The sequence below is a fragment of the Rahnella sp. CJA17(1/100) genome (genome assembly GCF_963881615.1).
Lineage (GTDB): Bacteria > Pseudomonadota > Gammaproteobacteria > Enterobacterales > Enterobacteriaceae > Rahnella > Rahnella aceris.
Genome location: NZ_CAWOJA010000007.1, coordinates 32,303 through 58,414 on the forward strand (window position 1 = coordinate 32,303; position 26,112 = coordinate 58,414).

At 51.2% G+C, this 26,112-nt stretch carries 27 protein-coding genes; 16 read left to right on the plus strand and 11 right to left on the minus strand.

The window, feature by feature from the left end; translation table 11 throughout:
• Window positions 1–25 precede the first annotated feature (25 nt).
• The gene (locus tag AACU55_RS04475; protein WP_134706747.1) at window positions 26–952 is read left to right on the plus strand and encodes a 1,4-dihydroxy-2-naphthoate polyprenyltransferase; all 927 of its coding nucleotides are present in this window, start codon (window positions 26–28) and stop codon (window positions 950–952) included.
• Window positions 953–1,072: 120 nt separating this feature from the next.
• Complete coding sequence (gene rraA / locus AACU55_RS04480; protein WP_013577584.1) at window positions 1,073–1,558, plus strand: ribonuclease E activity regulator RraA; 486 nt, start codon at window positions 1,073–1,075, stop codon at window positions 1,556–1,558.
• A 64-nt stretch (window positions 1,559–1,622) separates the two neighbouring features.
• Here the strand turns inward: rraA and zapB are convergent, their stop codons facing one another.
• Window positions 1,623–1,862 (minus strand): septal ring assembly protein ZapB, encoded by a 240-nt coding sequence (gene zapB, locus AACU55_RS04485; protein ID WP_013577585.1) that lies wholly within the window; start codon window positions 1,860–1,862, stop codon window positions 1,623–1,625.
• A 577-nt stretch (window positions 1,863–2,439) separates the two neighbouring features.
• On the opposite strand from zapB, the gene AACU55_RS04490 reads away from it, so the two are divergent.
• From AACU55_RS04490 to glpX, 3 genes are all read left to right on the plus strand, one after another.
• The gene (locus AACU55_RS04490) at window positions 2,440–3,288 is read left to right on the plus strand and encodes an MIP/aquaporin family protein (protein ID WP_013577586.1); all 849 of its coding nucleotides are present in this window, start codon (window positions 2,440–2,442) and stop codon (window positions 3,286–3,288) included.
• A gap of 45 nt (window positions 3,289–3,333) precedes the next feature.
• Entirely contained in the window at window positions 3,334–4,857 is a 1,524-nt protein-coding gene (glpK, locus tag AACU55_RS04495) for a glycerol kinase GlpK (RefSeq protein ID WP_013577587.1), read from the plus strand.
• Window positions 4,858–5,000: 143 nt separating this feature from the next.
• Entirely contained in the window at window positions 5,001–6,011 is a 1,011-nt protein-coding gene (glpX, locus tag AACU55_RS04500) for a class II fructose-bisphosphatase (RefSeq protein ID WP_013577588.1), read from the plus strand.
• Window positions 6,012–6,067: 56 nt separating this feature from the next.
• Here the strand turns inward: glpX and emrD are convergent, their stop codons facing one another.
• The gene (emrD, locus tag AACU55_RS04505) at window positions 6,068–7,261 is read right to left on the minus strand and encodes a multidrug efflux MFS transporter EmrD (protein WP_134706748.1); all 1,194 of its coding nucleotides are present in this window, start codon (window positions 7,259–7,261) and stop codon (window positions 6,068–6,070) included.
• Between the two features lie 323 nt (window positions 7,262–7,584).
• On the opposite strand from emrD, the gene fpr reads away from it, so the two are divergent.
• A complete protein-coding gene (gene fpr / locus AACU55_RS04510; protein WP_134706749.1) occupies window positions 7,585–8,331 on the plus strand; it encodes a ferredoxin--NADP(+) reductase in 747 nt (248 codons plus the stop codon).
• A gap of 16 nt (window positions 8,332–8,347) precedes the next feature.
• Here the strand turns inward: fpr and AACU55_RS04515 are convergent, their stop codons facing one another.
• Entirely contained in the window at window positions 8,348–8,770 is a 423-nt protein-coding gene (locus AACU55_RS04515; protein ID WP_134706750.1) for a DUF805 domain-containing protein, read from the minus strand.
• A gap of 158 nt (window positions 8,771–8,928) precedes the next feature.
• Between AACU55_RS04515 and AACU55_RS04520 the strand changes: the two genes are divergently transcribed.
• Both AACU55_RS04520 and tpiA read left to right on the plus strand, forming a co-directional pair.
• On the plus strand, window positions 8,929–9,537 hold the full coding sequence (locus tag AACU55_RS04520; RefSeq protein ID WP_013577592.1) for a DUF1454 family protein: 609 nt from the start codon (window positions 8,929–8,931) through the stop codon (window positions 9,535–9,537).
• Window positions 9,538–9,664: 127 nt separating this feature from the next.
• Window positions 9,665–10,432: a triose-phosphate isomerase gene (tpiA, locus tag AACU55_RS04525; protein WP_037035323.1), complete on the plus strand. Its 768-nt coding sequence runs from the start codon at window positions 9,665–9,667 to the stop codon at window positions 10,430–10,432.
• Between the two features lie 67 nt (window positions 10,433–10,499).
• Here the strand turns inward: tpiA and AACU55_RS04530 are convergent, their stop codons facing one another.
• From AACU55_RS04530 to cpxP, 3 genes are all read right to left on the minus strand, one after another.
• Window positions 10,500–11,489 (minus strand): sulfate ABC transporter substrate-binding protein, encoded by a 990-nt coding sequence (locus AACU55_RS04530; RefSeq protein WP_013577594.1) that lies wholly within the window; start codon window positions 11,487–11,489, stop codon window positions 10,500–10,502.
• 184 nt (window positions 11,490–11,673) lie between these two features.
• On the minus strand, window positions 11,674–12,660 hold the full coding sequence (gene pfkA, locus AACU55_RS04535) for a 6-phosphofructokinase (protein WP_013577595.1): 987 nt from the start codon (window positions 12,658–12,660) through the stop codon (window positions 11,674–11,676).
• A gap of 346 nt (window positions 12,661–13,006) precedes the next feature.
• The gene (gene cpxP, locus AACU55_RS04540; RefSeq protein WP_037035326.1) at window positions 13,007–13,516 is read right to left on the minus strand and encodes a cell-envelope stress modulator CpxP; all 510 of its coding nucleotides are present in this window, start codon (window positions 13,514–13,516) and stop codon (window positions 13,007–13,009) included.
• A 152-nt stretch (window positions 13,517–13,668) separates the two neighbouring features.
• Between cpxP and cpxR the strand changes: the two genes are divergently transcribed.
• From cpxR to trmL, 3 genes are read left to right on the plus strand one after another with little or no spacing between them, the layout of a single operon-like run.
• Window positions 13,669–14,370: an envelope stress response regulator transcription factor CpxR gene (gene cpxR, locus AACU55_RS04545; RefSeq protein WP_013577597.1), complete on the plus strand. Its 702-nt coding sequence runs from the start codon at window positions 13,669–13,671 to the stop codon at window positions 14,368–14,370.
• Window positions 14,367–15,737, plus strand: coding sequence for an envelope stress sensor histidine kinase CpxA (gene cpxA, locus AACU55_RS04550; protein WP_037035328.1), 1,371 nt, complete (start codon window positions 14,367–14,369; stop codon window positions 15,735–15,737). Before cpxR ends, cpxA begins: the two co-directional genes overlap by 4 nt.
• Window positions 15,738–15,774: 37 nt before the next feature.
• Complete coding sequence (gene trmL, locus AACU55_RS04555; protein ID WP_013577599.1) at window positions 15,775–16,248, plus strand: tRNA (uridine(34)/cytosine(34)/5-carboxymethylaminomethyluridine(34)-2'-O)-methyltransferase TrmL; 474 nt, start codon at window positions 15,775–15,777, stop codon at window positions 16,246–16,248.
• Between the two features lie 52 nt (window positions 16,249–16,300).
• Here the strand turns inward: trmL and cysE are convergent, their stop codons facing one another.
• The 5 genes from cysE to AACU55_RS04580 all read right to left on the minus strand — a co-directional run bounded on the left by cysE (window position 16,301) and on the right by AACU55_RS04580 (window position 19,500).
• The gene (gene cysE, locus AACU55_RS04560; protein WP_013577600.1) at window positions 16,301–17,122 is read right to left on the minus strand and encodes a serine O-acetyltransferase; all 822 of its coding nucleotides are present in this window, start codon (window positions 17,120–17,122) and stop codon (window positions 16,301–16,303) included.
• Window positions 17,123–17,209: 87 nt separating this feature from the next.
• Window positions 17,210–18,229, minus strand: a complete 1,020-nt coding sequence (gene gpsA, locus AACU55_RS04565; RefSeq protein ID WP_013577601.1) for an NAD(P)H-dependent glycerol-3-phosphate dehydrogenase — start codon at window positions 18,227–18,229, stop codon at window positions 17,210–17,212.
• Window positions 18,229–18,699 carry a protein-export chaperone SecB gene (secB, locus tag AACU55_RS04570; protein ID WP_013577602.1) on the minus strand — a complete coding sequence of 157 codons (471 nt, stop codon included), beginning with the start codon at window positions 18,697–18,699 and terminating at the stop codon, window positions 18,229–18,231. Before secB ends, gpsA begins: the two co-directional genes overlap by 1 nt.
• A gap of 64 nt (window positions 18,700–18,763) precedes the next feature.
• A complete protein-coding gene (gene grxC, locus AACU55_RS04575) occupies window positions 18,764–19,015 on the minus strand; it encodes a glutaredoxin 3 (RefSeq protein WP_013577603.1) in 252 nt (83 codons plus the stop codon).
• A gap of 53 nt (window positions 19,016–19,068) precedes the next feature.
• Window positions 19,069–19,500: a rhodanese-like domain-containing protein gene (locus AACU55_RS04580; RefSeq protein WP_013577604.1), complete on the minus strand. Its 432-nt coding sequence runs from the start codon at window positions 19,498–19,500 to the stop codon at window positions 19,069–19,071.
• A gap of 304 nt (window positions 19,501–19,804) precedes the next feature.
• On the opposite strand from AACU55_RS04580, the gene gpmM reads away from it, so the two are divergent.
• The 5 genes from gpmM (at window position 19,805) to AACU55_RS04605 (ending at window position 26,056) form a co-directional block, all read left to right on the plus strand.
• The gene (gpmM, locus tag AACU55_RS04585) at window positions 19,805–21,349 is read left to right on the plus strand and encodes a 2,3-bisphosphoglycerate-independent phosphoglycerate mutase (RefSeq protein WP_134706751.1); all 1,545 of its coding nucleotides are present in this window, start codon (window positions 19,805–19,807) and stop codon (window positions 21,347–21,349) included.
• Window positions 21,350–21,494: 145 nt separating this feature from the next.
• Window positions 21,495–22,787 (plus strand): murein hydrolase activator EnvC, encoded by a 1,293-nt coding sequence (gene envC / locus AACU55_RS04590; RefSeq protein ID WP_134706752.1) that lies wholly within the window; start codon window positions 21,495–21,497, stop codon window positions 22,785–22,787.
• 2 nt (window positions 22,788–22,789) lie between these two features.
• Entirely contained in the window at window positions 22,790–23,719 is a 930-nt protein-coding gene (locus AACU55_RS04595) for a divergent polysaccharide deacetylase family protein (protein ID WP_134706753.1), read from the plus strand.
• Between the two features lie 181 nt (window positions 23,720–23,900).
• A complete protein-coding gene (locus AACU55_RS04600) occupies window positions 23,901–25,124 on the plus strand; it encodes a glycosyltransferase (protein WP_013577608.1) in 1,224 nt (407 codons plus the stop codon).
• Between the two features lie 2 nt (window positions 25,125–25,126).
• A complete protein-coding gene (locus AACU55_RS04605; protein WP_013577609.1) occupies window positions 25,127–26,056 on the plus strand; it encodes a hypothetical protein in 930 nt (309 codons plus the stop codon).
• Window positions 26,057–26,112: the final 56 nt, after the last annotated feature.

A 26,112-nucleotide genomic window follows, 5' to 3' on the forward strand; every position in this document is an offset into this window, starting at 1 on the left:
TGATTCTTCACCTGAGAAATCACCTATGAGCACAATCACGCCTTTCACTCCGACAACACCCGCCCGCGCCTGGCTCGAAAGCCTGCGCCCGAAAACCTTGCCACTGGCGTTTGCTTCTATCGTTATGGGTTCTGCCATTGCCAGCCTGCAAGGCGTTTTCCATCCGCTCATTGCGCTACTGGCGCTGCTGACTGCGGGCTGTTTGCAAATTTTGTCAAATCTGGCGAATGACTATGGCGATGCAGAGAAAGGCAGTGACACGCCGGAACGCGTCGGGCCCTTACGCGGCATGCAAAAGGGCCTGATTACCGCCGGGCAGATGAAGCGCGCGATTATCCTGACCATCGCGCTGACCATTATCTGCGGTACTGCGCTTATTGCCGTGGCCTGTCATAAGCCCAGTGACGTGGTCGGGTTTCTGATCCTCGGCTTGCTGTCGATTGGCGCCGCCATTACCTATACCGTCGGCACACGGCCTTATGGCTACATGGGGCTTGGCGATATTTCCGTGCTGATCTTCTTCGGCTGGATCAGTGTCGCAGGGACGTTTTATTTACAGGCAGGCTATTTCGACTGGATCGTAATGCTTCCGGCGACAGCGACAGGTTTGCTGTCCACCGCGGTACTCAATATCAATAATTTGCGCGATATCGAAACCGACAGCGCCAACGGCAAGAATACCCTGGCGGTTCGCCTCGGGCCGGTTAACGCACGCCGCTATCACGCCATCATTCTGACCGCCGCCGTGCTGTGTCTGGTGATTTTCTCCGCCCTGCACCTGCCTCACTGGACCGGCTGGCTGTTTATCCTGGCGCTCCCAATGCTGGCAAAACATCTGATGCGGGTGATGAAATCGACAACATCCACTGAAGTCCGCCCGTTGCTGGAACATATGGTAAAAACCGCGTTGCTGACTAACGTCTTGTTTGCAGTGGGTCTGTTGCTCAATTGAGTAAAGTTGGCCTGATGTGCGTTTATCAGGTCACTTTTCACATTTAACAATTGATGATTTTGCCAACATCCGCCGGAAAGGGATATACTGAACACTCATGCAGCAACCAGATGAAATCCTATGAAATACGATACTTCCGAACTTTGCGACATCTACCATGAAGAAGTGAATGTCGTTGAACCCTTGTTCTCCAACTTTGGCGGCCGTACTTCATTTGGCGGGCAAATCACCACCGTGAAATGCTTCGAAGATAATGGCTTGCTTTATGACCTGCTGGAAGAAAATGGCCGTGGCCGTGTATTAGTGATCGATGGTGGCGGTTCTGTTCGTCGCGCACTGCTGGATGCCGGACTGGCACGCCTTGCATTGCAAAACGAATGGGAAGGCATCGTGATTTACGGTGCTGTCCGTCAGGTTGATGATCTCGAAGAGCTGGATCTGGGTATCCAGGCGATGGCGGCTATCCCGGCTGGCGCAGGCAGTGAAGGGATTGGCGAAAGCGACATTCGTGTCAATTTCGGCGGCGTCACCTTCTTCTCCGGCGACCATCTTTATGCCGATAATACCGGTATCGTGCTGTCCGAAGACCCGCTCGATATTGAGTGATTTCCTTCTGAGCACAACAAAAAAGGACGCCTTGGCGTCCTTTTTTATTTGGAATATGAAGTAATTAAACTTCTTCCATTTTTCCTAACAATGCACGCAGACGATCCTGCCATACGTGTTGTTCTTCTTTCAGCTGCGCATTTTCACGCACCAGAGACTCATGGTTGCCGCTGGCCTGCTGAACTTCCTGAGACAGGGTGTTGTTCTGCTCTTTCAGTTCTTCGATTTCCATCTGCAACAGAGTAATGGTATCAATCGCTTGCTGAACTTTAGCTTCTAATTTCTCAAATACTTCAAATGACATTTTTCGGTCCCCTTATGTTCGCAAGGCGCACATCTTATGTTCTGCCGCATCGTCCGGACACGGCTCAAAAATTCCTGCACTCCGTCGATTTTTATAACGAATTCATCAGAGAATTGCGCAAAACCAGCGTGTGTCTTAACGGGTGATTGTATGTAGCCAGCTTTGTTCTGTCTACCCGCAACCCCTTTATCCACGCAGTCTGTTGCAATTTAACAGCGCCGGGTATCAGGAAATGCTTAAAAAGCAGCGTCACACACCAGAAATACTGTTTAATGCCGAATAACCTTAGCCGCTGCGCGGGAAGGCATGTTGATGTTCGTTTGTCACAAATGGCGGCTGAAAATGTTAAATCATGGACTTTTTGCGCTGCATCAAGTTCCAGCAATACGCGAAATCGCTCATTTTTATGACGCGACACACAAAATTTGATTTCGCTATTTCTCGTTTATGCTCGTTAACGATAAATTCACATTACGTTCTCATTTAATGATGAACGCCCAAATCCGATTACGTTCACAAACGACATAACAGAAAAATTATAACTAACCATTAACATCATCCTTAGCAGGATCAAACTATGAGCCAAACCATGAGTTCCACATTAAAAGGTCAGTGCATCGCTGAGTTTCTGGGTACCGGGCTTATCATTTTCTTTGGTGCGGGCTGTGTCGCAGCAATGAAACTTGCCGGGGCAACCTTTGGCCAGTGGGAAATCAGTATTATCTGGGGTCTGGGTGTGGCAATGGCCATCTACCTGACTGCCGCCATCTCCGGCGCACACCTGAATCCGGCCGTGACCGTCGCACTTTGTTTGTTTGCAAACTTTGAAGGACGCAAAGTTCTGCCTTACATCATTGCGCAGGTCGCGGGAGCTTTCTGCGCCGCCGCACTGGTCTACGGCCTTTACTACAACCTGTTCTTCGATTTTGAGCAAAGCCACAACATGGTGCGCGGCAGCGTCGAAAGTCTGGATCTGGCCGGTATTTTCTCTACCTATCCAAACCCGCACATCAGCGTATTGCAGGCGTTTCTGGTAGAAACGGTGATTACGGCCATTCTGATGGCGCTGATCCTCGGCCTGACCGATGACGGCAACGGCATTCCACGTGGTCCGCTGGCGCCATTGCTGATCGGTATCCTGATCGCGGTTATCGGTGCCTCCATGGGGCCACTGACCGGATTCGCCCTGAACCCGGCACGTGACTTTGGTCCGAAAGTCTTCGCCTACTTCGCTGGCTGGGGCAAGGTTGCCTTCACCGGCGCGCGCGATATTCCTTATTTCCTGGTGCCGATTTTTGGCCCGCTGCTCGGTGCTTCTCTGGGTGCCATCGCGTATAAAGCGCTGATCGGCCGCCATTTGCCAAATCAGATTAATGAGCCGGCAGAAGAAAAAGCACCTCAGCCATCCAAACAGCGTAAGGCCTGATCGGCTAAACTGTTCCACAGCTTACTCATTCGCAGGATGAATATTATGTCAGCAGATACGACTCACGAAAAAAAATACATTGTTGCACTCGACCAGGGTACAACCAGTTCACGCGCGGTAGTGCTGGATCACGATGCCAATATCGTCAGCGTGTCACAACGCGAATTCACCCAGATCTACCCTAAGTCAGGCTGGGTTGAGCACGACCCGATGGAAATCTGGTCTTCGCAAAGCTCGGTGCTGGTGGAAGTGCTGGCGAAAGCCGACATTAACTCCGATCAGATTGCCGGTATCGGTATCACCAACCAGCGCGAAACCACCATCGTGTGGGAAAAAGAAACTGGCAAGCCAATCTATAACGCGATTGTCTGGCAATGTCGCCGAACTGCTGACATCTGCGAAAAACTGAAAAAAGACGGTCTGGAAGAATACATTCGCCATAACACCGGCCTGGTTATCGACCCTTACTTCTCCGGCACCAAACTGAAGTGGATCCTCGACAACGTTGAAGGCTCTCGCGAACGCGCTAAACGCGGCGAACTGCTGTTCGGCACCGTCGACACCTGGTTGGTCTGGAAAATGACGCAGGGACGTGTTCACGTGACGGATTACACCAACGCTTCGCGTACCATGCTGTTCAACATCCATGATCTGCAATGGGATGAGCGCATGCTGGAAGTGCTGGATATTCCACGTGAAATGCTGCCGGAAGTTCGCTCTTCTTCTGAGATTTACGGCCAGACCAACATTGGTGGTAAAGGCGGTACGCGTATTCCTATCGCTGGCATCGCAGGTGACCAGCAGGCGGCACTCTATGGTCAGCTGTGTGTACAACCTGGTATGGCGAAAAACACCTACGGCACTGGCTGCTTCCTGCTGATGAATACCGGTACTGAAGCGGTCGCCTCTAAAAATGGCCTGCTGACCACCATCGCCTGCGGCCCGCGCGGCGAAGTGAACTACGCACTGGAAGGGGCCGTATTTGTCGGCGGTGCGTCCATTCAGTGGCTGCGTGATGAACTGAAGCTGATCAGCGACGCAACTGACTCCGAATATTTCGCCATGAAAGTGAAAGACACGAACGGCGTTTACGTAGTGCCTGCCTTTACCGGCCTCGGCGCCCCTTACTGGGATCCGTATGCCCGCGGCGCAATCTTCGGTCTGAGCCGTGGTGCGAACAGCAACCACATCATCCGCGCGACGCTGGAATCTATCGCTTACCAGACCCGCGACGTACTGGATGCCATGCAGGCCGACTCGGGCGCTCGTCTGCAGGCACTGCGTGTGGACGGCGGTGCGGTGGCCAACAACTTCCTGATGCAATTCCAGTCAGACATTCTTGGCACCCGCGTTGAGCGCCCTGAAGTGCTGGAAGTCACCGCGCTGGGTTCTGCTTTCCTGGCAGGTCTGGCCGTCGGCTTCTGGAACGACCTGGAAGAAGTGCGCAGCAAAGCGACCATCGAACGTGAATTCCGCCCAAGCATTGAAACGACGGAACGTAATGTCCGCTATAAAGGCTGGCAAAAAGCGGTGGCACGCGTTCGTTCGTGGGAAGATCACGACGAGTAATCGCCAGATATTATCGCCAACACCCCTTTCTGAAACTCCCCATCCGGGGAGTTTTTTTATGCACCTTTCCCGTTGTGCTAAAATCTGCGCCACAGATGAGCCTCGCCTCACCGACCTCTTTTTTTCTTTCTACAGGCTTTCCAATGAAACGTGAATTAGCAATCGAGTTCTCCCGCGTGACCGAAGCTGCCGCGCTCGCCGGTTACAAATGGCTGGGTCGTGGCGATAAAAACCTTGCCGATAACGCTGCCGTTCAGTCCATGCGCATTATGCTCAATAAAGTCGATATCGACGGTACTATCGTGATTGGCGAAGGGGAAATTGATGAAGCGCCGATGCTGTATATCGGTGAAAAAGTCGGTACCGGCAACGGCGACGCGGTGGATATCGCGGTCGATCCCATTGAAGGTACACGCATGACCGCCATGGGCCAGTCCAATGCGCTGGCTGTGCTGGCAGTTGGCGACAAAGGTTCGTTCCTCAATGCACCCGACATGTACATGGAAAAGATCGCCGTCGGGCCGGGCGCCAAAGGCGCGATTAATCTCGAACTGACGCTGGCAGAGAATCTGGCCAATATTGCTAAAGCGCTGGATAAACCGCTGACCGAACTGACCGTCGCTGTTCTGGCAAAACCCCGTCACGACGACGCCATCCGCGAAATGCTGGCGTCAGGCGTGCGTGTGTTCGCATTCCCGGACGGCGATGTGGCGGCGACAATCCTGACCTGCATGCCGGAAAGTGAAGTGGATGTGCTGTATGGCATCGGCGGTGCGCCGGAAGGCGTGATTTCCGCTGCGGTGATCCGTGCGCTGGATGGCGATATGCAGGGCCGTTTGCTGGCGCGTCATGATGTGAAAGGCGATACACCGGAAAACCGTCGTATCGGCGAAGAAGAGCTGGCGCGCTGTAAAGCGATGGGGATCGAGGCCGGTAAAGTGCTGCTGCTGGATGATATGGCGCGTAACGATAACGTGATTTTCTCCGCGACCGGTATTACCAAAGGCGACCTGCTGGAAGGCATCAGCCGTCAGGGAAACATGGCGACCACCGAGACGCTGCTGATCCGCGGAAAATCCCGCACCATCCGCCGTATCCGCTCGACCCATTACCTCGACCGAAAAGACGCTGCGCTGCACGAATTTATTATCTGATCAACTTCCTTCCGGTCATCAAAAAGCAGGGCCATCAGCGCCCTGCTTTTGCACCATCAGGCAGTATGTCCTTCATGCTGGCTACGGTTCGACATCGGCCACCAGCACAGTAAAATCAGCAATGCCATCGCAAACATCAGTAACCCGAGGCTGAACTGACCGGTTTGCGGCAACATCGCCGACATCCATGCTACCAGCCCTGACCCCATATTCTGCAATCCGCCAACCAGCGCACCGGCCGCGCCCGCCAGATACGGGAAAGGCTCCATTGCACCGGTGGTCGCCAGCGGGAACAACATCCCAGCGCCAAAGAAAAACAGCGAAGCTGGCACTATCAGCGTCCAGATATTCATGATACCCAGCCAGCCCGGGATCCACATCGCCAGACCGGCCAGCAGACAACTGATGACCGAATGCCACATCAGTTGCTGGAAACTTTTCTCCGCCCGCCCGGCATACCAGGCACCAAAGAAGGCAGCAGGGATCGGCAGGATAAACAGTACGCTGACCATCACACCGCTCAGCCCGAGGACGCCGCCCATCAGCACACCGCAACTGGCTTCAAACACCGCCACACCGGCCAGTGCACCGACCAGCATCACCAGATAACGGCTGAAATTGGCGTCGGCCAGTAATAAACGCAGGCTACCCAGCATGTTGCGCGGCGGATGGTCGGCAGTGAATTCCGGACGAGTTTCCGGCAACCAGCGGTACATCGAAAACGCCACACCGGCGCACAGAATCAGCAGGAAACCAAAACTGGCCCGCCAGCCTAACCACGCTGACAGTGCGCCACCAATCACCGGCGCCAGCAGCGGGCTGATCAGAATGCCCATGTTCAGCAGGCTGTTGGCATGGCGTAACGCACCGCCACTGTAGAGATCACGCGGCATGGTTCGCGCCATTACGCCCGCCACACCGGTGCCCAGTCCCTGAATGGCCGCAAAGGCAATCAGCATCGTCAGACTGGTGGACATCATGGCGCCCGCCGCACCTATCAGGAAAATCATCAGGCCGGTCAGGATCACCGGTTTACGGCCAATATTATCGGAAAGCGGGCCGTAAACCAGCTGTGAGCCGCCGTATGTCAGCAGATAGGCTGCCATCACCCGCTGTACCGCGCCCGGTTTCACGGCCAGACTGGTAGCCATGTCCGCGATATTCGGCACATAAATGGTTTGTGCCATTTGCCCGACAGCCACCAGCAAAATGAGCATGATAAGCAGGTGGATATTTTCCAGATTTTTCATTTTTCAGTTCATTATCAAATAAGATTGGAAAAGTGCAGAACAAATAACCAGTAAATTCAGCCAGACTACAGCGGCGCATAAGTTAACAAATTAATATGAATAAGCGAGTGTTGTAGGAAACTCTTCTCAACCTGCACTGGCAGCAGCGGGAACCACATGTGTAACGCAAGGTGTACGAAAATCGATATTGGCTAACGGGTGATGAACAGGCTGATAACATTTAACCGATACGGGATTCGGAAAATTTGAAATAAAATCAGGACATAATTTTGCAATTCATATTTCGCACGACATGAAGAAATCAGAAACCACGGGAGTTTTTTATGGCTGATTGGGTGACAGGAAAAGTCAAAAAAGTTGAGCACTGGACAGACAATTTGTTCAGCATCACGGTCAATGCGCCCATCGATCCTTTTACCGCTGGCCAGTTCGCCAAACTTTCGCTGGATATTGACGGCGAGCGGGTGCAGCGCGCGTATTCCTATGTAAACCCACCCTCCAGCGGCGAACTGGAGTTTTATCTGGTGAATGTGCCGGAAGGAAAACTCAGCCCGCGGCTTCACGTGATGCAGCCCGGTGACGAAATCAACATCACCAAAGAAGCCGCCGGATTTTTCGTCATTGAAGAAGTGCCGGAGTGTGACACGTTGTGGATGCTGGCAACCGGTACCGCTATCGGGCCGTATCTGTCGATTTTGCAGGAAGGCATCGGACTGGAGCGGTTCAAGAATATTGTTCTGGTTCACGCGGCACGCTTTGCAGCAGATCTCAGCTATCTGCCATTAATGCAGCAACTGCAACGCCGTTATGAGGGCAAACTCCATATCCAGACCGTGGTCAGTCGCGAGGAGATTTCCGGTTCGCTGACCGGTCGCGTGCCTGCGTTGATTGAAAGCGGCGCACTGGAAGCGGCTGTCGGCCTTAAGATGCTGGCAGAGGACAGCCACGTGATGTTGTGCGGCAATCCACAGATGGTTCGCGATACCCAGCAAGTACTGAAAGACACGCGGGGTATGCGCAAACATCTCAAACGCAAGCCGGGCCATATGACCAGCGAGCATTACTGGTAAATCTGTTAGCGCAAAACTAGCGGAATTTAACGTCGTCCGGTTCCGGGCCAAAGCGATTTGCGCCCGGTGTGCCGGTAAAAGCGCCGCAGTCGATCAGCAACATAATGAAAATCACCGATGGCGCGAGCCGGCCCAGAGCCCAGCTCCACGTCTGCGGCATCGCCGCTGCCCAGTTACCCGCTACCAGCATCCACGCCAGCACAAACAGCAGCGCCCACCAGGCCGATTTATTGCGGTCATGCAATCTTTTCACCAACACTGCGGCAGTCGGCCACAGTAAAACCACCAGCGCGAATCCGGCGGACTGATAGGTAATCCATTCCTGTGCGGCAAAAAAGAAATCAACCACCATCAGAATCAACCAGCTAACCATCCAGAGCCAGAAATCGCGGCGGCCCAGGCGGCCGTTAAAAGAAAACAGTGCATGCTGTAACGTCATTGGCAGTCCGTTCCGTAAAGTACAAGGGGAGTAAAATATTAAAACAGGCGGAGTGTAACTCACGGGCAGCGATGACGAGAATCTTTACGCACTCCTTTTGACATTACCCCCCGTTCCCCGCTTTAATCGGACTGTTGAAACAAAATAAGAAACGCCCTATGACTGTTGCTCAATCCTTATTACGACTGGCGCTGCCCGCGCTGCTTATGCTCGCTTGCCAGAATAGTGCACTCGCCGATCCGCCGGTCGATCACTCTGGCGCAGAGGAGATGCCAAAAGCCCCTTACCTGCTTGCTGGCGCACCCACCTTTGAAACGACGCTGATCAATTTTCGCGCCAAATACAATGAAGCCAATCCGACCCAGCAGATTGGCGAGTTCCGGTCGATCAGTGATAAATCTCCAAACAGTTCCCTGACCCGAGCCGCCAGCAAGATTAATGAAAACCTGTATGCCTCGACCGCACTGGAAAAAGGCACCGGTAAAATCAAAACACTGCAAATCACCTATCTGCCGATTCAGGGGGCTGAAGAAAAGGCCGCACGCACGCTGGCGATAAGCTATATGGCTAATCTGATGCGTCAGTTCGACGCCACATTATCCACCGAGCAAAGCGTGGCGAGAGTCGCTTCTCTGATCGAAAAAGGAAAAGGTCAGCAGTTTTATAAGCAGGAGGTAGGCGCGGTGCGTTTTGTCATTTCAGACAATGGCGAAAAAGGACTGACATTCGCCGTTGAGCCGGTCAAGCTGGCGCTTGCTGAGCCGTGAGATGACGGTTTTTAATGACAAAAAGCAAAGCCTTTATGACCAATGATCTCTATACTGTTGCACAGGTAATCTGCTTATTTGGCAGAAATTTTAATCGACACTCGCGTCCCCTTTTGGAGGAAAAAACATGCGACATCCATTAGTGATGGGTAACTGGAAGCTTAACGGCAGCACCCACATGGTTAACGAACTGATTGCTGCTCTGCGTACTGAACTGAGCACAGTTGTAGGTTGTGGCGTTGCAATTGCTCCACCAGAAGTTTACCTGTCACAGGCTAAACACGCTCTGGCTGGCAGCCGTATTGCGCTGGGTGCTCAGAACGTTGATGCTAACCTGTCTGGCGCATTCACCGGTGAAATCTCTGCCGACATGCTGAAAGACATCGGTGCGCAATACATCATCATCGGTCACTCAGAACGCCGCACTTACCACAAAGAAAGCGATGAGTTCATCGCGAAAAAATTCGGCGTGCTGAAAGAAGCGGGCCTGACTCCTGTTCTGTGCATCGGTGAAACCGAAGCAGAAAACGAAGCTGGCAAAACTGAAGCCGTTTGCGCTAAACAACTGGACGCGGTTCTGAGCACTCTGGGTGCGAAAGCATTCGAAGGCGCAGTCATCGCTTACGAACCTGTTTGGGCGATCGGTACCGGCAAATCTGCCACCCCGGCTCAGGCTCAGGCTGTTCACAAATTCATCCGTGACCACATTGCGAAACAAGATGCTGCGGTTGCTGAACAAGTTATCATCCAGTACGGCGGTTCTGTTAACGCTGCAAATGCTGCTGAACTGTTCACCCAGCCAGACATCGATGGCGCACTGGTTGGCGGCGCATCACTGAAAGCAGACGCTTTCGCTGTGATCGTGAAAGCCGCTGCTGAAGCTAAACAAGCGTAAGCCTGTTTCTTCTGCGCATAAAAAAACCCCGGCATGCCGGGGTTTTTTATTGCCTGTAACATGGCGATTAACGCCTGGAGATTTGGTCGAAAATTCCGTCTGTCGCAAAATGGTCTTTCTGCGCCTGAGCCCAGGTACCTGCAACCTGATCAATGGTGAACAGTTTCAGTTTCGGGAATTCAGCCGCGAATTTCTTCTCCACTTCCGGATCACGCGGACGGTAATAATTTTCTGCCGCGATAGTCTGGCCTTCCGGCGAGTACAGGTATTTCAGGTAAGCATCCGCCACTGTACGGGTATCACGCTTATCCACGACTTTATCAACCACAGAAACCGTTGGCTCCGCCAGAATCGATTCGCTTGGCGTGACGATTTCGAACTTATCTTTGCCGACTTCTTTTGTTGCCAGCAACGCTTCGTTTTCCCAGGCAATCAGCACATCACCGATACCACGTTCAACGAAAGTATTAGTTGCGCCACGTGCACCGGAGTCCAACACTTCGACGTTTTTATACAATGCTTTCACGAAATCCTGAGCCTTCGCTTTGTCATTGTTGTTGTGATGCAACGCGTAACCCCAGGCTGCCAGATAGTTCCAGCGTGCGCCGCCAGACGTTTTAGGGTTCGGCGTAATTACCGATACACCCGGTTTGATCAAATCATTCCAGTCATGAATTTGTTTCGGGTTGCCTTTGCGCACCAGGAACACAATGGTGGACGTGTAAGGCGCAGAGTTGTCCGGCAGGCGGGTGATCCAGTTTTTATCGATACGGCCGCGTTCTGCAATAGCATCAACGTCATAAGCCAGCGCCAGTGTTACCACATCGGCTTCAATGCCATTAATTACTGACGTAGCCTGTTTGCCTGAGCCACCATGCGACTGGCGTACGGTGACGGTATCACCGGTTTTGCCCTGCCAGTATTTACTGAATGCCTTGTTATATTGTTCATAGAATTCGCGGGTTGGATCGTATGACACGTTCAGAATCTGAATATCTTTGGCAATTGCTCCGGTTGCCACCAACAGCAATCCCAAACCTGCAGCCCATTTACGCATCGTACTCTCCCGAAATAGTTTCTATGGATTTCATTTATTTGTTCGTTAAAGAGAGCGTGCCAGATAAAAACGAAACACATAAAGAATAAAAGGTTTTTTTCTATTACTTTATGGAATAAACAAAAAGAGTGGCGAAAAAAAACCTCCCGCAAAGGAGGTTCGTTTAAACACGCAATAAGCTGAATCAGAAAAGTTTTTTCGCCGTGTCGTACCAGTCTTCTTTAAATTTGCTTTTCTTGTTCTCTGGCGCGATACAAATCGAGATGAGTTCGTGAACCATTTTCTCGTTTTCAACACCCACGCAGAAACCGCCCTGAGAATAGTCACGATCTTCTTCCAGCAACAGGTCAACAGCATACGCACCCATGCGGGAAGCCAGGATGCGGTCATAAGCGACAGGTGCGCCGCCACGCTGAATATGACCTAATACCGTGCCACGCGTTTCACGACAGGTTTCTTTCTCGATGTATTTAGCCAGTTCTTCAATGTCATCTAACTTCTCGGTGATGGCAACGATGGCATGTTTTTTGCCTTTCGCGATACCGGCTTTGATTTCAGCAACCAGATCATCACGTTTGAATTCAACTTCAGGGATAGCGATAAATTCGCAACCCCCGGCAATCGCTGCTGCTAAGGTCAAATCACCGCAATAACGGCCCATCACCTCAACAATAGAGATACGCTGGTGTGAAGAGGAGGTATCACGTAAACGGTCAATGGCTTCAACCACTGTACCCAGCGCCGTGAAGAAACCGATAGTGTAGTCAGTGCCCGCAACGTCGTTATCGATTGTGCCTGGCAGGCCGATGCAACGGATGCCACCTTCTTTGGTCAGCAGGTCTGCACCGGCATATGAACCGTCACCGCCGATAACCACAAGGCCATCGATACCACGGTCTTTCATATTCTGCAGCGCAACTTTACGCATTTCTGGATCACGGAATTCCGGGAAACGTGCTGAACCCAGGAAAGTACCGCCACGGTTGATCATATCGGAGACGCTGTAGCGATCCAGTTTGCGCATGCGGTTTTCATACATGCCGAGGTAGCCATCTTCAATACCGTAGACTTCCAAATCTGCAGATAAAGCGGCGCGGACAACGCCACGGATCGCAGCATTCATGCCTGGGGCATCGCCACCACTTGTCAGTACACCAATTTTTTTGATCATGACTACCTCTGAACTTGTAGATGCAATTTCTTAAGAATCTTGAGCCAGCCTGTTGGGCGAATTTTTTTATGCAGCCAAAAGGGCTTATTAGCGTTTGAGCCTATAGTATAACAAAACACCGGTGCTGAATTGATTCAAGTCAGCAAGAATACGCATACACCGCTCGGTACATCGCAATTTACTGATTCATACGGCTTTTACAAGATATTTCCAGTTCGTTACGGTCACATTTCCACCTTGTTAATTTCCTGTTCTGCAAATCCAACCCAAATTGAGGACAAAAAAAACCCCACCTTTCGATGGGGGAAGACAGGGATGGTGTCTATGGCAAGGAAAAACAGGGATCTTACTCGGTCGTGCTGGTACTACTCGTCTTCTGGGCAGAAGAGGGCTGTAATCCAGATAACTGCAATTGCATCTGTTTCATGCGCTGCTCATGTTTCTGGTTCAATACATCTTTTTGCTCAGGGGTCAGCAGATTAAACATCTGGTTGCGGATGCGGGCCATTTCGACCTGACGATCCACCTGCTCCTGAGCCATTAATTCAGCTTGTGCTCGCACGGCGGCCTGATCAAACTTTTCGGCGGTAACCAGCCTGTGCATCGTTTCTATCTGTTCTACATTTACATGGGGTAGATCTTTACGAGCCTGGTGCATCAGGTCACGCATTTGCTGGCGCTGTTGCTCAGTAAGATTTACACCATCAAACATGGTGTTGCGTTCCTGAGGCTTATCCAACATCGTGCTATCATGTTCTGCTGGCATCGCCGACACTGGTTTCGCACCATCTGCTAAAACGACACCTGAACTCAGCGTCAGAAGCGTGGCCAAACCGAATGAAGCTGCCTTAAACATCACATACTCCTAAAGTCTTTATCGCTTCATCGCGAATCATTGAAAAGCAGTCTAAACCTGCTGCTGCAAACAAGCGTCAGTGCTTGTAAAAGTACGTAAAGTCATGGAATAGCGGCAATTGATGACGTATTTTGCGTCTAGAGGTAAATACAATGAATAAAATTTTGTTAGTTGATGACGACCGTGAACTGACTTCACTTTTGAAAGAATTGCTCGAAATGGAAGGCTTTAATGTTGTAGTGGCTTACGACGGTGAGCAGGCATTAGAGAAAATCGATAATACCATCGATCTTCTGTTACTTGACGTGATGATGCCGAAGAAAAACGGCATTGAAACCCTTAAAGAATTACGCCAGCGCCATCAGACGCCAGTGATTATGTTAACTGCGCGTGGCAGTGAATTAGACCGTGTCCTCGGCCTCGAACTGGGTGCCGATGACTATCTGCCAAAACCGTTTAACGACCGCGAGCTCGTGGCACGTATCCGGGCCATGTTGCGTCGTTCTAACTGGAGCGAACAGCAGCAAACCAATGAGAACAACGGTTCACCGACGCTTGAAGTCGATGGCTTACAACTGAACCCCGGCCGTCAGGAAGCCAGCTTTAACGGTGAAGCGCTGGATTTAACCGGCACTGAATTCACCCTGTTGTACTTACTGGCAAAACATCTCGGACAGGTCGTTTCCCGCGAACATCTGAGTCAGGAAGTGCTGGGTAAACGTCTGACGCCGTTTGACCGTGCTATTGATATGCACATCTCCAATTTACGCCGTAAATTACCCGATCGTCAGGACGGACATCCATGGTTTAAAACCCTGCGTGGGCGCGGTTATCTGATGGTTTCTGCTTCATGATAAACAGTCTTACGGCACGTATTTTTGCCATTTTCTGGTTCACATTAGCCTTAGTGCTGATGCTGGTATTAATGGTGCCGAAACTCGATTCACGCCAGATTACGCCGTTGCTTGATAACGAGCAGCGGCAAGGCCTGATGATTGAACAACACGTTGAAGCTGAACTGGCGACCGATCCTGCCAATGACCTGATGTGGTGGCGCCGGTTGTTCCGTGCCATCGACAAATGGGCACCGCCGGGTCAACGCTTGTTGCTGGTGACCAGCGAAGGGCGCGTTATTGGCGCTCAGCGCAATGAAATGCAGATCGTACGTAACTTTATCGGCCAGTCGGATAACTCAGATCGTCCAAAGAAGAAAAAATATGGTCGCGTCGAAATGGTGGGGCCTTTCTCCGTTCGTGATGGCGAAGACAACTACCAGCTTTACCTGATGCGCCCCGCCAGCAGTTCTCAGTCTGATTTTATCAACCTGATGTTCGACCGTCCGCTATTGCTGCTAATCGTCACCATGCTGATCAGCGCCCCGCTGTTGCTCTGGCTGGCGTGGAGCCTGGCAAAACCTGCACGTAAGCTGAAAAACGCCGCAGACGACGTTGCACGCGGCAATCTCAAGCAGCATCCGGAACTCGAAGCCGGACCACAGGAATTCCTTGCGACAGGTGCCAGTTTCAACCAGATGGTCAGCGCACTCGAACGAATGGTAACAGCACAGCAACGGCTGATTTCGGATATCTCACACGAGCTACGTACCCCACTGACGCGCCTGCAACTGGCCACCGCGTTGATGAGACGTCGTCATGGTGAGGGTAAAGAGCTGCAACGTATCGAAAATGAGGCTCAGCGCCTTGATGGCATGATCAATGACCTGCTGGTGTTATCACGCAGCCAGCACAAAAATGAATTATCGCGCGAAACCCTGAAGGCCAGCGAATTGTGGGCGGGTGTGATTGACGATGCACAGTTTGAAGCCGAACAGATGGGTAAAACCCTTGAGGTCACGTCGCCACCTGGCCCGTGGAAACTGATCGGTAATGCTGCGGCTCTCGACAGTGCGCTGGAAAACATCGTCCGTAACGCCCTGCGTTATTCGCATCATCACATTGTCCTGAACTTCGCCCACGACAGTGAAGGGATCACTATCACCGTTGATGACGATGGCCCTGGTGTGAGTGAAGAAGATCGTGAACAGATTTTCCGTCCGTTCTACCGCACTGATGAAGCGCGTGATCGGGAATCCGGCGGCACCGGCCTTGGGCTGGCGATCGTGGATACCGCGGTTCAGCAACACAGAGGCAAGGTAAAAGCCGAAGACAGCCCGCTGGGCGGCCTTCGTTTGATTATCTGGCTGCCGCTGCACCAGCGTTAAGATTCTGCTATTCTGCGTCCCTCTATCAGGGGGACGCATGCTTAACATTGTTTTATTTGAACCAGAAATCCCGCCCAACACCGGCAACATTATCCGCCTGTGTGCCAACACCGGATGTCAGCTTCACCTCATCGAACCTTTGGGCTTTGGCTGGGACGATAAACGTCTGCGCCGTGCCGGGCTCGATTACCATGAATTCGCCCATATAAAGCATCACGCCAATTATGACGCTTTCCTCAGCAGCGAAAATCCACAACGTCTTTTTGCCCTGACAACCAAAGGCACGCCAGCGCACAGCGCCGTGAGCTATCAGGATAATGATTTCCTGCTGTTTGGCCCTGAAACTCGCGGCTTACCGGCGTCTATTCTGGATAATCTGCCCGCACAGCAGAAAATTCGCATTCCTATGCGCGCAGAAAGTCGCAGCATGAACTTGTCGAATGCTGTTTCTGTGGTGGTTTATGAAGCCTGGCGTCAACTGGGATATCCGGGCGCATTGCTGAAAGAATAGCGGAATGGAAGTGAAGAAGATGGCATGCAAATTCATGCCATCTGAAAGCCCGTCAGATACCGTCGCCGAATTCAAAACCCTGCGCAATACCGTTGAAATGCTGATCCATATCCATGGAAGGACGCTCGCTTTCCGGACGCCCGACAATTCGCGCCGGAACGCCTGCAGCCGTGGTGTGCGGAGGAACTGATTGCAACACGACTGAGCCCGCACCGATTTTCGCACCAGCACCCACTTCAATATTGCCGAGGATTTTCGCACCGGCACCAATCATGACGCCTTCACGGATTTTAGGGTGGCGGTCACCGCAGGTTTTTCCTGTACCACCAAGCGTCACAGATTGCAGAATCGATACGTCATTCTCAACCACGGCCGTTTCACCGATGACAATCCCGGTGGCGTGGTCAAACATGATGCCGCAGCCAATACGCGCCGCCGGGTGAATATCTACGCCGAATGACACTGAAATCTGATTTTGGAAATAAATCGCCAGCGCTTTACGATCCTGCTTCCACAGCCAGTTACCGATACGGTATGCCTGCAGCGCGTGGAATCCTTTCAGATAGAGTAACGGGGTGGAATATTTGTCGACTGCCGCATCACGCTGATGCACAGCCAGAATGTCACGGGCAGCAGAGAGGATCATTTGTTCGTCGTTGCGATAGGCTTCTTCGACAACTTCACGGATCGCCATCGCAGGCATAATCGGATTGCCCAACTTGTTGGCCAGAATGTAGCTCAACGCGCCGCCCAGCGTTTCATGTTTTAGCAACGTCGCATGGAAAAAACTGGCCAGCATCGGTTCACACTCAGCCAGCGCTCTCGCCTCTGATTTAATGTTATTCCAGACCAGTTCTAATTCTTCTAGCGACATCACTTTTCCTTACGACTTTGCAAGTTCGGGTAATAAAAAGCCGCCCTGTCGGGAATACCAACAAGGTGGCTATTCTGCAGATGCCTTTCAGTGGCTGTGTTTTTCATCCTTGCTCGCACGGGCAAGCAAACTGATCGCCGCTTCACGCGCATCTTTACCGCAGTACAAGACCTGGTAAATCTGTTCAGTGATTGGCATTTCAACGTTATTACGCTGCGCCAGAGCCCGTACTTCTTTCGTATTGCGATAGCCTTCAACAACCTGACCGATGGTGTCCTGAGCAGTCTGAACATCCTTGCCTTGCCCCAGCATAATGCCAAAGCGACGGTTACGGGACTGGTTATCTGTGCAGGTTAACACCAAATCACCCAAGCCTGCCATGCCCATAAATGTGGCCGGATCAGCGCCTAAAGCGGAACCCAGGCGGGTCATTTCAGCCAGACCACGGGTAATCAGCGCGGTTCTTGCATTAGCCCCAAAGCCGATACCATCGGACATTCCGGCACCAATCGCGATAACGTTTTTAATCGCACCGCCCAACTGAACCCCGATAAAATCGGGATTGCTGTAAACACGGAAGCTTTTGCCACAGTGCAGCAATTGCTGCAGATCTTCGGCAAAACTGGCATCAGTGGCAGCCAGTGAGATTGCTGTTGGCATGCCTGCCGCCAGTTCTTTGGCGAATGTCGGCCCGGAAACCACCGCTAACGGAATGGCATCACCGAGTTCTTCGCGTGCGACATCCTGCAACAGACGGCCGGTTTCTGCTTCCAGCCCTTTCGTCGCCCATACCACGCGCGCATCAGGGCGCAAATGGGGTTTCAGCTGACGCAAAACGTCACCAAATACATGGCTGGGTACCACAACCAGCACATTACGGCTGGCCGCTAACGCGACAGACAGATTGGTTTCGAGCAACAGATTATCGGGGAACGGAACATCAGGAAGGAATTCCTGATTACAACGGGCACGTTGTAATGCGTTGATGTGGTCGGGATTATGTCCCCACAGCACAACGGGATGGCCATTTCTGGCAAGAGTAATCGCTAAAGCGGTGCCGTACGAGCCGGCACCGATCACTGTCATTGACGCATTGACGGTTTTCATCAGGCATCCTGATGCGGTTCAGCACCTTCGCCTTCAGCTTGCTGTTGCAGATAGTTCATGAACAGAGCGTCAAAGTTAACAGGTGCAAGGTTCAGTTGCGGGAAGGTACCGCGGGAAACCAGGCTGGTGATGCACTCACGGGCATACGGGAACAGAATGTTCGGGCAATATGCACCCAGGCAGTGCGCCATCTGGTTGCCATCAATACCGGAGATAGTGAAGATACCACCCTGCTGAACTTCGCACAGGAACGCAGTTTCGTCGCCCAGTGAAGAAGTTACCGTCACACGCAAGACGACTTCATATACGCCTTCAGCCAGCTGGCTGGAAGCGGTATCAAGATCCAGTTTAACTTCTGGCTGCCAGTCTTGCTGGAAAACCTGAGGCGCATTTGGCGCTTCAAAAGAGATGTCTTTGGTGTAGATACGTTGGATCTGGAAAGCCATCTCGGTGTTATTTTGTTCTGACATGTGAGTAGTACCCTCGGGTTAATAGTCCTTTTAAACACTTAATGAAAAACAGCCGCCGCCTTTATTAACCCAGCATTGGGTCAAGGCCACCGCGTGCATCAAGTGCATGTAAATCATCACAACCGCCTACATGCTGCCCGTCGATAAAAATCTGAGGAACGGTTGAACGACCGCTGCGGGCGATCATTTTTTCACGTTTATCTGCATCGCCGTCGATAGCGATTTCATCGAATGAAGCTCCTTTGCTATTAAGCAGAGCTTTCGCACGATGGCAATAAGGGCAGGTTGCCTTGGTGTAGATTTCAATTTTTGCCATGGGTTCCACCTCAGAGTCGTAAAATTGAGTGCCGTAGCAGTTGGCTTAATGTCTTATTTACCGCGCACTAAAGGCAGGTTTTCACTGCTCCAGCCGCTGATACCTTCTTTGAGTGTAAACACGCGCTCAAAACCAGCAGCAATAAGGCCTTCAGCCGCAGTGCGGGAAGTTTGTCCTGTGGCACAAACCACGATAACAGGCTGTGCTTTATGTTTGGTCAGCTCACCCAGGTTGTTGTTCTTGATGTCAGCAGACAAAACATTCTGTGATTCAGCGATGTGGCCTTTGCGGAATTCTTCACGCGCGCGAACATCGACAACGATGGCATCTTCTTTGTTAATCAGGCGGGTTGCTTCGCCACGGGTGATCTCTTTAACTTTAGAAAAACGTGTTTTAAAGGTGGTCACAATTACTGCAATCAGTAACGCAACCCACGCCAGGCTGAGAACCGGATGCGCACTGATGAATGGCATAATATCTTGCATGGGGTGTAGCAACTCCCGTCAGTTGGGGGAAAATTCAAGGCTTCAGAGTATACCTGCGCGTCGGAGCAAATACAGCCAGTAAGCGCGGGTGAATGCCACAATCTGCGGCACATCCTGGAAAATTAACACGGCTTTATGCCGAAAGTTAACCCTCACCCCGCCTCATCTTTGATCTCCTCGGGCTATTCACACACGGCGCTGGGGTAAAATCAGCCCGCCTGAGTGCATTTAGCCGCGCCTGTTCATGCCGTTGCAACTGGCGAGCCTATTGAGCATTTCATCTTTTAAACTGAGGTCAATTGACATGTCGAGCAACAAAAAACCGATGGTTCTGGTGATTCTGGATGGCTACGGGCATCGTGAAGAACAACAAGATAACGCAATTCTGAATGCCAAAACCCCCGTCATGGATAATCTGTGGGCCACTCACACGCATACCCTTATCGCCGCATCCGGGCTGGACGTCGGTCTGCCTGATGGTCAGATGGGAAACTCCGAAGTAGGCCATGTCAATTTAGGTGCCGGCCGCATCGTGTATCAGGATCTCACCCGTCTGGACAAAGAAATTAAAGAAGGCGACTTCTTTAATAATAGCGTACTGACTGGCGCTGTTGATCGCGCAATCGCCGCAGGTAAAGCGGTTCACATTATGGGTCTGTTGTCTGCGGGCGGCGTTCACAGCCACGAAGACCACATCATGGCGATGGTCGAACTGGCACAACGCCGTGGCGCGAAAGCCATTTATCTGCATGCCTTCCTGGATGGTCGCGATACACCACCACGCAGCGCTGAAGCGGCGCTGAAACGCTTCTCAGAGAAATTCGCACAAATCGGTACGGGTCGTATTGCGTCAATCGTGGGCCGTTATTACGCCATGGATCGCGATAACCGCTGGGATCGCGTGCAACTGGCCTATGATTTGATGTCACAGGCAAAAGGCGCATTTACTGCCGATAATGCACTGGCGGGTCTGCAGGCCGCTTATGCCCGTGATGAAAATGATGAATTCGTGAAGCCAACCGTATTGCAGGCAGCAGGTGAAGAATCCGCGGCCATCAATGACGGCGATGCACTGATCTTCATGAACTTCCGCGCAGACCGGGCCCGCGAAATCACCCGCGCCTTTATCAGTCCGGACTTCGATGGTTTTGCCCGCGAAAAAGTCATCAACTTCGGCGATTTCATCATGCTGACCGAATATGCTGCAGACATCAACGCAGCTTGCGCCTATCCACCGGCATCACTGAAAAATACGCTGGGTGAATGGCTGATGGCGCACGGCAAAACGCAGTTGCGTATTTCCGAAACTGAGAAATATGCCCATGTCACCTTCTTCTTTAACGGGGGCATGGAAGATTCGTTTGAAGGCGAAGACCGTATTCTGGTGAAATCACCAAACGTGGCGACTTATGACCTGCAACCGGAAATGAGCTCTGCTGAACTGACGGAAAAGCTGCTCGGCGCAATCAGCAGTGGTAAGTACGACACCATCATTTGTAACTATCCGAATGGCGACATGGTCGGTCATACCGGCGTTTACGACGCAGCAGTGAGTGCCGTTGAAGCACTCGATAAATGTGTTGCTCAGGTTGTGGACGCAGTGAAAGCCGTGGGTGGTCAGTTGCTGATTACCGCCGACCACGGTAATGCAGAACAAATGCGTGACCCGGCGACCGGTCAGGCACACACTGCACACACCAGCCTGCCGGTTCCGCTGATTTATATCGGCGGAAATGCACAAGCGGTTGAAGGCGGTAAATTATCTGATATCGCGCCAACCATGCTTTCACTGATGGGCATGGAAATTCCGCCGGAAATGAGCGGCAAGCCGCTGTTTATCGCGCGTTAATTTCTGTTAAAAACCGTCAAAAAAGGCGTACTGACACCCGTTGGTACGCCTTTTTTGTTTGTGCATCAGCGGGTTGATTAGTGTTACGATACGAAAAGGGACAGCCATATTGTCTATCATCCACGGTCGACAAGCGGAAAAAAGTTTGAGCAAATTCAATCATTTCAGCCTGATGAGAACCCGCCTTTCCGCTCAGGACAAGGCCGTATCTGCCTTCCCATCTCCAGCCTTACTACTTTGCGTTTCCCTGCTGTCTCTTTCTGTGAGTGTGCATGCTGACGACAATAAAGATCAGCTCAAAACCATTCAGCAAAACATCGCGGAAAAAGAGAAAAGCGTAAAACAGCAGAAACAGCAACGCGGCACGTTATTGCAGCAATTGCAGGCGCAGGAAAAAACCATCGCCTCAGCCAGCAGTCAGTTACGCAGCACTCAGTCAACCCTCGCCACGTTGGGAAAAGACATTTCCGGGCTGAATGCGTCCATCGATAAATTGCAAAAACAGCAAAAGACGCAGGAAGCTATTCTGGCAAAGCAGCTCGATGCCGCATTCCGGATCGGGCAGCATAAAGGCCTGCAATTACTGCTGAGCAGCGAAGAGAGCGCACGCAGCGAGAGGATCCTGGCTTATTTTGGTTATCTGAATGAAGCGCGACAGAAAACCATTGAGGACCTGAAACAGACCCGAGCCACGCTGGCTGAACAGCGTGTTTCTTTGCAATCGAAACAAACCCAACAAAAAAGCCTGCTGAGTGAACAACAAACCCAGCAGCAGAAACTCGAACAGGCTCGTGCCGCCCGTAAGCAAACGCTCACGGCACTGGAGTCTTCATTGCAAAAAGATGAGCAGAGCCTGACCGAACTGCGCGCTAACGAATCCAGCCTGCAAAACAAAATTGCCGCTGCCGAACGTGCTGCCAAAGCACGCGCAGAAAAAGAAGCGCGTGAAGCTGCGGCAGTCAGAGCGAAAGAACAGCAGGCGAAGAAATCCGGTTCCACCTACAAACCGACCCAAAGCGAGCAATCTCTGATGGCCCGTACCGGCGGTCTGGGCAGACCATCAGGTCAAAATATGTGGCCTGTTAATGGTTCGTTGATACATCGCTTCGGCGAACAGCTGCAGGGTGAACTACGCTGGAAAGGGATGGTGATCTCAGCAAGAGAAGGCAGTGATGTCCGGGCGATTGCTGACGGACGCGTCATTCTGGCGGACTGGTTACAGGGATACGGTTTGGTTGTGGTTATCGATCACGGCAAAGGCGATATGAGTCTGTACGGTTACAACCAGGATGCACTGGTCAGCGTAGGCGACCAGGTCAGAACGGGCCAGGCCATTGCTAAAGTTGGGAACAGCGGCGGACAAGGCCAGCCATCGCTGTATTTTGAAATTCGTCGTCAGGGCCAGGCCGTTAATCCACAGCCGTGGTTGGGAAGATAGCATTGCGATATAACAAGTCCGTTTTAGCTGCCCTTTGTGGTACTGCGTTTTTTGCTTGTCAGGTTCAGGCAGCGAAATTATCCATCCTGATCGATGACTTTGGTTATCGCCAGCATGAGGAAAACCAGGTACTTCAGATGCCAAAAGCGGTATCGGTCGCGATTTTTCCCAACGCACCCGATTCGCAGATGATGATGAACAAGGCTCACCAGCAGGGGCGTGAAATTCTGATCCATCTGCCGATGGCGCCACTTAGTAAGCAACCGCTGGAAAAAGACACGCTGACACCCTCCATGAGCGCCGCAGAAGTGAAACGTATTGTCGATCAGGCGATCATCAATATCCCTTACGCGATTGGCATCAATAACCATATGGGTAGTGCTATGACCTCCAGCCTGACCGGGATGGAAAATGTCATGCAGGCAATGAATGCCCACAACCTGTTTTTCCTCGACAGCATGACCATTGGTAACACTCAGTCAGTCAAAGCGGCTCAGGGCACCCGGGTGAAAGTCATTAAGCGCAATGTCTTTTTAGATGATGTGCAGAATGAAGCGGAAATCCGCCGTCAGTTTGAACGCGCAATTCAGCTCGCACGCAAGAATGGATATGCCATCGCGATAGGACACCCGCATCCGACGACGGTGAAAGTGCTGCAGCAAATGTTGCCTAATCTACCTTCCGATATCGTTCTGGTCAGGCCAAGTGATCTGCTGAACGAACCCCAGCGCAGCATACCCGCCGGTAAGGTCACGATTGCGCCCGTAAAATCATCACGTAAAGGCATCAGCGTCTGCCGCCTCAGGCAACCTCTCCCGCAGATTTATGCCGACAGCATGTTTAAAATTCTGGGGGAAAGCCTGAAATCTTCACCCGCTGCGGCATTTGTTGAACGGCAGTATTCTGTGATAACAACTTTTACTAAAAAGTAGAAATCGCACTCATTGGCGGTTTCCTGATTATATTGGTGGTACGCATATATTTGGCATCACCAACTAACTTATTGATATCAATTGATTTCATAGCCAAACTAAAAAGTAGAGCTTCTGGGTTTTGCCTCATATAATGGGCGCTGTATATTTTTTTGACCGGACTGAGCAAGGGCGCTAACCGATGGGACAAGATCGATCTAAAATTCTGCTACTGGATAGTGGCAAGGAATGGGGAGGCGGGACTAACAGCATGTTAGAACTGCTGAAAAGAATCGATCGTGAAAAATATGAAATCAGCTGCTGCTTTTACAACGATTACGCCCGGGACAACGGCGAAACTATCAGTCAGATTTTAAACTCACTGAATGTACCGGTATTTTTTATTCCGCAGGTTAAGCAACCTGCCTGGGCGAAAATAGCTAAAGAAGTATTAAGAACGCTGTTTTTCTTTAGCAGTAATTTGCGTCAGAAAGCCATTTACTCTATCGACAAAATCTGGCGTATTAATCCCAATATCCGCAAAATTCACTCCCTGCTTGAACTCGGTCAGTTTGACATTCTCTATATGAATAATCAGCCCAGCTCTAACGTCGAAGGCTATTATTCTACTGCCGGTTTACCCACAGAAATCGTACAGCATTGTCGCATTGAACCGGTGCTCAACCGGGAGGTTGTGCGCATCGTTAACCGGTTCTGCCACAGCATTATCTCTGTTTCTCAAGGCGTTCAGGAACAGCTGCTCAAACGTGGTGTACGCAAAGAGTTATGTTTTACCGTTTTTAATGGCATTGATATTCATCAGCCATTGCCCGAAGGCACAAAAATCCGGGAAGAATTAGCCGCCGACAACGACACGTTCATCTTTGGCAGTATAGGTTCTCTGATTAACCGCAAAGCTCATCACTTCACATTACTGGCACTAGACAAATTTAATCGCGCATTTCCGGAAGCTAAATGGAAAATGGTGTTTGTGGGTGAAGGCCCGAATTTACGCCGTCTCATTCAGCAAACTTCGGCTCTGAATATGATGGATAAAGTGGTATTTACAGGCTTCCAGAGCAATGCGCTGGAATATCTGTCCGCGTTTGATGCCTTTATATTAGGCTCAAAAAGTGAAGGGCTTCCGCGGGTCGTGTTGGAATCCATGCTGCTGAAAACGCCGGTGATTGGTTCGAATGTCACCGGTACAGCCGAACTGATTAAAAATGCAGAAACCGGCATGTTATTTGAGTATGGCGATATTGATATGCTCTTTAATCATATGAAAACACTGTATCTCAATGCCCATCTGAGAAATGAAATTGCAGAGCAGGCAAATCTGACTGTTCGCGAAAAATTTGCAATTGAAAAATATGTCTCAGGCGTTGAAACCGTTTTAAGCAGTGTGAAAAAGAAACAAGGCTGAATATGTTCAAATTTCTAAATCCAAAATATCGTCACATTCTTTCACGCCATAATTTGCCGTATGACGGGACCGTCATGGCAGGAAAACCAAAGAACAGCGTGACGTCTGTGGTGATCCCTTCCGCGGGGGCTGACTATATTGAAGAAGCTTGTCTGTGTGCAGAGTTTGCCGATAAATTTGCGACCGCATTACAGGAAATCGTGATTGTTACCGATCAGGCTGCCAGCCAGTTTCGCCCGTTACCGGAGAAAGTCCGGATCGTCACGCTTCACCCTGAAACCAAATCCGGTGATTATCGTTATAAACAAATTTATCTCAGCCGCCTGATCAAACTGATGGCGCCTTTGCAGGCCAGAACTGACGGTATTTTGATGATCGATTCCGATCTTAATTTGCTTAAAATGCCGGAAATTCAGTTACATGAAAATCATATTTATTCAAGTTTCCGTCAGGGCAAGATGATTGCCAAACTGGACGGTTGTGATCCTGAGATCATCCCGGCGTATTACAAAAACAGCGTGCGTCCTTATATTGTCGATCACGTGAACGGCGCTTTCTTAGCCGCCACGCGTAAAACCTGGGAGCGTTTGTGCCCGCTGTGGATTATGTTTTTCATCGATACATGGAACATTCTGCCAGACAACCAGCCCCCGACAGATCAACTGCCTCTGGCGGCCATGCTGGATACGCTGGACATCAAAAGCGTCAATCTGGGCGACTGGATGAACTGGCCGGTATCGAAAAAAATTGGCGGCACACCGTCGGTTATCCCTAAAGAAGTGATCGGCGCTCATGGCGGCTTCCCGCTGACAGAATGGCAAAAGTATCTGGCTTCACCGGATAATGAACTGTTATTCAAAGGTCAGGATTACACCCGTAAAGTGCGCTATCTGACGGATGACGAGAAACAAATGGCCGGTCCTGCGGCGTAAAGACTGCGCCCGCTATCAGCAAAAGCCCGCTATTTTCAGCGGGCTTTTGCATTTTC

What these genes read in the sequence shown, in the direction of transcription:
- AACU55_RS04475 (WP_134706747.1), top strand. Translation starts at nt 26, where the DNA reads ATGAGCACAATCACGCCTTTCACTCCGACAACACCCGCCCGCGCCTGG.
- rraA (WP_013577584.1), top strand. Translation starts at nt 1,073, where the DNA reads ATGAAATACGATACTTCCGAACTTTGCGACATCTACCATGAAGAAGTG.
- zapB (WP_013577585.1), bottom strand. Translation starts at nt 1,862, where the DNA reads ATGTCATTTGAAGTATTTGAGAAATTAGAAGCTAAAGTTCAGCAAGCG.
- AACU55_RS04490 (WP_013577586.1), top strand. Translation starts at nt 2,440, where the DNA reads ATGAGCCAAACCATGAGTTCCACATTAAAAGGTCAGTGCATCGCTGAG.
- glpK (WP_013577587.1), top strand. Translation starts at nt 3,334, where the DNA reads ATGTCAGCAGATACGACTCACGAAAAAAAATACATTGTTGCACTCGAC.
- glpX (WP_013577588.1), top strand. Translation starts at nt 5,001, where the DNA reads ATGAAACGTGAATTAGCAATCGAGTTCTCCCGCGTGACCGAAGCTGCC.
- emrD (WP_134706748.1), bottom strand. Translation starts at nt 7,261, where the DNA reads ATGAAAAATCTGGAAAATATCCACCTGCTTATCATGCTCATTTTGCTG.
- fpr (WP_134706749.1), top strand. Translation starts at nt 7,585, where the DNA reads ATGGCTGATTGGGTGACAGGAAAAGTCAAAAAAGTTGAGCACTGGACA.
- AACU55_RS04515 (WP_134706750.1), bottom strand. Translation starts at nt 8,770, where the DNA reads ATGACGTTACAGCATGCACTGTTTTCTTTTAACGGCCGCCTGGGCCGC.
- AACU55_RS04520 (WP_013577592.1), top strand. Translation starts at nt 8,929, where the DNA reads ATGACTGTTGCTCAATCCTTATTACGACTGGCGCTGCCCGCGCTGCTT.
- tpiA (WP_037035323.1), top strand. Translation starts at nt 9,665, where the DNA reads ATGCGACATCCATTAGTGATGGGTAACTGGAAGCTTAACGGCAGCACC.
- AACU55_RS04530 (WP_013577594.1), bottom strand. Translation starts at nt 11,489, where the DNA reads ATGCGTAAATGGGCTGCAGGTTTGGGATTGCTGTTGGTGGCAACCGGA.
- pfkA (WP_013577595.1), bottom strand. Translation starts at nt 12,660, where the DNA reads ATGATCAAAAAAATTGGTGTACTGACAAGTGGTGGCGATGCCCCAGGC.
- cpxP (WP_037035326.1), bottom strand. Translation starts at nt 13,516, where the DNA reads ATGTTTAAGGCAGCTTCATTCGGTTTGGCCACGCTTCTGACGCTGAGT.
- cpxR (WP_013577597.1), top strand. Translation starts at nt 13,669, where the DNA reads ATGAATAAAATTTTGTTAGTTGATGACGACCGTGAACTGACTTCACTT.
- cpxA (WP_037035328.1), top strand. Translation starts at nt 14,367, where the DNA reads ATGATAAACAGTCTTACGGCACGTATTTTTGCCATTTTCTGGTTCACA.
- trmL (WP_013577599.1), top strand. Translation starts at nt 15,775, where the DNA reads ATGCTTAACATTGTTTTATTTGAACCAGAAATCCCGCCCAACACCGGC.
- cysE (WP_013577600.1), bottom strand. Translation starts at nt 17,122, where the DNA reads ATGTCGCTAGAAGAATTAGAACTGGTCTGGAATAACATTAAATCAGAG.
- gpsA (WP_013577601.1), bottom strand. Translation starts at nt 18,229, where the DNA reads ATGAAAACCGTCAATGCGTCAATGACAGTGATCGGTGCCGGCTCGTAC.
- secB (WP_013577602.1), bottom strand. Translation starts at nt 18,699, where the DNA reads ATGTCAGAACAAAATAACACCGAGATGGCTTTCCAGATCCAACGTATC.
- grxC (WP_013577603.1), bottom strand. Translation starts at nt 19,015, where the DNA reads ATGGCAAAAATTGAAATCTACACCAAGGCAACCTGCCCTTATTGCCAT.
- AACU55_RS04580 (WP_013577604.1), bottom strand. Translation starts at nt 19,500, where the DNA reads ATGCAAGATATTATGCCATTCATCAGTGCGCATCCGGTTCTCAGCCTG.
- gpmM (WP_134706751.1), top strand. Translation starts at nt 19,805, where the DNA reads ATGTCGAGCAACAAAAAACCGATGGTTCTGGTGATTCTGGATGGCTAC.
- AACU55_RS04600 (WP_013577608.1), top strand. Translation starts at nt 23,901, where the DNA reads ATGGGACAAGATCGATCTAAAATTCTGCTACTGGATAGTGGCAAGGAA.
- AACU55_RS04605 (WP_013577609.1), top strand. Translation starts at nt 25,127, where the DNA reads ATGTTCAAATTTCTAAATCCAAAATATCGTCACATTCTTTCACGCCAT.